Consider the following 3,868-nt stretch of genomic DNA (forward strand, 5'->3'; position numbering starts at 1 on the left):
TGATGCACTAAAAAGAGCATTTGATTTATTAAATTTAACTATCCAGGATCCAAAAAATCGAAAACGACTGCGCGAATTAGGGCGTATGAGAGAAGTTCTGTATGGGTATTTTAATAATGATAATAGTTATTCTTATACAGATGAAGTATTACATAGATATTTTATGGATTATAACTACATGGCTGCAATACAAAAAGGAAAATAATGTATGAAACAGATTATTACTTCACCGCAAGAAAACATAACATTACATGATGAGCATATTTTAGTAGTCAAGCGAACACATCTCTTTACCGCAGCTTCACCGCAAGTATGGCATGGATTAAAGGAAGTTGATTTTGAGCATTACTTTCATATAATTAATCATAAAAAAGAGTTTCATCCGCGTTCAATAATGGAAATAAATACATTATATAAACAGATTATTCCTTATCTTATTTTTACCTATAATAATCATTTTTTTTTAATGCAGCGCAAATCAAACGCATCAGAAACACGTTTACGTAATAGATTAACCCTTGGCATTGGTGGCCATATCCGTCAAGAAGATATGCAAGAAAATTCATTATTTGCATGGGCAACACGAGAATTTCATGAAGAAGTTTCCTATACAGGAAATCTTACCGTAAAGCCATTGGGTATTATCAATGATGATTCTAATGACGTGGGAAAAGTGCATATTGGATTTGTATTTTTACTCACGGGTGATTCACCTGCAATCGCGATAAAATCAGAGTTAAAAAGCGGTGCTTTACTTTCTTTATCTGAATGTATAAGCCAACGTGAAAATATGGAATCATGGAGTCAGTTTGTGATTGATTATTTACACAAATAATATACGAGAAAAATGATGGAAAAAACATCAATAGATTTTAGTAAATTACATAAAGCACAATCAGTTTTTGAACAATTTCGTTATGATATTGAAGACAATAGTGATCAAACTGATTTAAAAACAGAGACAAAGGAATAACGTATGACTGATACAACAACAACAATAGAATCTTTAAAAAATGATGTTAAAAAATTTGTTGAAGATCGTGAATGGCAACAGTTTCATAGTCCAAAAAATTTAAGTATGGCACTTGTATCAGAAGCAACTGAATTGATGGATCTTTTTTTATGGTGTGAAAGCGCTGCATCATATGAAGAATTGGAAAAACGTAGACAAGATGCAGAAGATGAAATTGCCGATGTAGCAGTTTTATTGTTAGCGTTTTGCGTACGACATAACATTGATCTTAGTTCCGCTATTGCTTATAAGCGCATCGAAGCTGCGCGCAAATATCCGATTGAAAAATGCAAGGGAAAATCTCTTAAATATGATCAATTATAGCATTAGTATTTACGCATAAAAATTATTAAAGCGCATATGTTTTTTGTTTCTGTCTTCTTCTAAAACGACATGTTTTTCAATAGCTTGGTCAACGGCCTGCTTAATATGGAGTACAGTAATCATTCCATTTTTACTTGAGCATGCTTTTTTATGTATAGCTTCTATCATGTCTTTAATTTCCGCATGAGAAAGTCCACTGGTTCTGTTTGCAATTTCATTAATGACTAATATATTTAACAATGATTTCGCTTCTTTTACATATTTTTTACTATTATTTTGTAGAGTAAATAAATATTTTTGCGCATATAAACTAATAAGATTAGTACGCGTTTGCTCATCAGGTAACGGCATAAGTACGCGATCTTGAAATCGCCGCCCCATAGCATCATCCATGATATAGGCATGATTAGTTGCTGCAATAAGCATAAAGTTGCTATTGCCATCGCCAGTGATAGCTAAAATGTGACTTAATATTTTATAATGATCAGAATCAGGATTAAGCGTATTACGATCAATGAATAATGCATCAGCTTCATCAATAAATAAAATAAGACCATATGCGCTGCGCCGTGCCATTGCCATAATATCATTAAAATATTTAACACCCGCAGTCCCTGATTGCAATAAGGATGCAGCGGTGGTTGCAACAAAATCCATATTAGTTCGATCAGCAAGTATACGGGCAAATAATGTTTTACCGGTTCCTGGTTTACCGTGCAAAAGTAAATTATCATAAGTTATTAGTGAACGACGATTTTTTCTTGTTCTATTATGTGTACGAATCATTTTTGTTTTTTCTTCAATTTCCTCAAGTCGTTCTTTTACTGATTGATCAAATAACATAGCTGGTGTTTTATATCCCTTCCACCACCGCTTGAACCGATCCCAACGACCATATGTGGTGCTTGGCAATAAAATAACTGGTTTTGGATTAAGAATCTTATACGTAACAACTTCCCATAGTAATTTTGTAAGATAATAGCCGGTTGTTGTAACAACAAAAGAAAGAGCTACAAGTCCACCAAATTCAAAAACATTACGAGGATTGATTGCAGAACGGGCAATACCCCTAAACGTTGTGCCTAGTTCAGGAAATAATTTAGATTCAGCTGCTATATTAAAATCGCCCATAGCATGCCCCATGTTGCTTGCAAATCCGGACATACCTCGTGAAATATCGTTGCCATATTGTTCACCACCAACGGTATCAGCAAATGAATTCGCTCCTAAAGAAAATAAATCGCCTATACCCCTGCCAAGTTCACCACCTACTTTACTAAAATCAGGAAGCTGCAATTGAATAGGTCCTGGTTCTATTTTAATGGGATTTGATGTATCAAGTTTTATTGGAATAGTGGGAAAAATAAAAGAAGGTTGCTCTGTTGGGATTTGTGGTAGCAAATGTATAAAATATAAAATGCTCAGTAGTAATGTAGTACATTGTAAATGTTTAATCATAAATTTTTTATAGGCAACTTTTGTTGATAGATAAAGTAATTCTTACTTTATAGATAACTGCATATTTGTCAAAAAAATGAATATGAATAAAAACAATGGCCAATAAACTAATTATAAGTTACTGACCATTGTTTAAATAATCTATTATTTTTATATCTCTATTATTCAGCTGTATTTTCTTCAGTTCCTATTTCAATCGCCTCTACCTGACGTTGTAATTGTGCGAGCGCTTTCTTCTTTAATTTTAGCTTATCTCGCTTTAAAGCCTGTATTTTTTCAATTGCTTCATCAATCGCACTTTGAACATTGCTTTCCGTGAGAATACCACTTTTAGTAGCATTTGCTTTTTTGTTCATTATTACGACCATATCTTTTATTTCAGCATGAGATAGGCCAGCTGTTTGTTGCGCGATAGCATTAACTCTTTCATTTGTAAGAATTTTTCGTGCAGCCGTAATAAATGAAGAATTATTATTGTTTGCGTTGAATAATTGCTCACCAATATAAAGATTGAGTAACTCTTTACGAGTTGTTTCACTTGGTAATGGCATTTTTACACGATCTTGGAATCTTCTACCCATAGCAGGATCCATAACATACGCATGATTTGTCGCAGCGATTAACATTAATTTGTTACTACCGTTGCCAGTTATAGCAAGTACATGATTTAATACTTTGTAATGATCAGATTCAGGATTAAGCTTGTCGCGATTAACAAACAAAGCATCAGCTTCATCAACAAAGAGGATAACGCCATATTTGCTTTTGTTTGCCATTTCAATAAGCTCATCAAAATATTTAATTCCTTCAACGCCTGACTGTAAAATTGACGCTGCAGTAACAGGTAAAAAATCCATATCAGTTGTATCTGCTAATATTTGCGCAAATAATGTTTTACCAGTACCTGGCTTACCATAAAGCAATAAATTATCATACGTTATTTTTTTACCATTGCGAATGTGATCACGAATATTTTTTGTTTTTTCCTGAATTTCTTCTAAACGACTCTTAACTGATTGATCAAAGATCATAGGTGGTGTTTTATATCCTGACCACCAACGTTTCCATCTATCA

Annotated in this window: 6 protein-coding genes; 4 read left to right on the forward strand and 2 right to left on the reverse strand. The window is 33.3% G+C overall.

Annotated elements, in window-relative coordinates; genetic code table 11:
- The 4 genes from VLB80_05370 to VLB80_05385 form a co-directional block, all read left to right on the forward strand.
- Positions 1-205, forward strand: a 205-nt coding sequence (locus tag VLB80_05370; GenBank protein ID HSC25613.1) for a hypothetical protein, incomplete at its 5' end; no start/stop codon positions are given.
- A 3-nt stretch (positions 206-208) separates the two neighbouring features.
- A complete protein-coding gene (locus VLB80_05375; GenBank protein ID HSC25614.1) occupies positions 209-835 on the forward strand; it encodes a hypothetical protein in 627 nt (208 codons plus the stop codon).
- Between the two features lie 15 nt (positions 836-850).
- Complete coding sequence (locus VLB80_05380; GenBank protein HSC25615.1) at positions 851-973, forward strand: hypothetical protein; 123 nt, start codon at positions 851-853, stop codon at positions 971-973.
- Between the two features lie 3 nt (positions 974-976).
- The gene (locus tag VLB80_05385) at positions 977-1,336 is read left to right on the forward strand and encodes a nucleotide pyrophosphohydrolase (protein HSC25616.1); all 360 of its coding nucleotides are present in this window, start codon (positions 977-979) and stop codon (positions 1,334-1,336) included.
- 9 nt (positions 1,337-1,345) lie between these two features.
- Here the strand turns inward: VLB80_05385 and VLB80_05390 are convergent, their stop codons facing one another.
- Positions 1,346-2,794: an AAA family ATPase gene (locus VLB80_05390; GenBank protein HSC25617.1), complete on the reverse strand. Its 1,449-nt coding sequence runs from the start codon at positions 2,792-2,794 to the stop codon at positions 1,346-1,348.
- A gap of 161 nt (positions 2,795-2,955) precedes the next feature.
- On the reverse strand, positions 2,956-3,868 hold a 913-nt coding region (locus VLB80_05395), incomplete at its 5' end, for an AAA family ATPase (protein HSC25618.1).

The organism is Candidatus Babeliales bacterium, from assembly GCA_035455925.1.
Taxonomy (GTDB): Bacteria; Babelota; Babeliae; order Babelales; family Vermiphilaceae; genus SOIL31.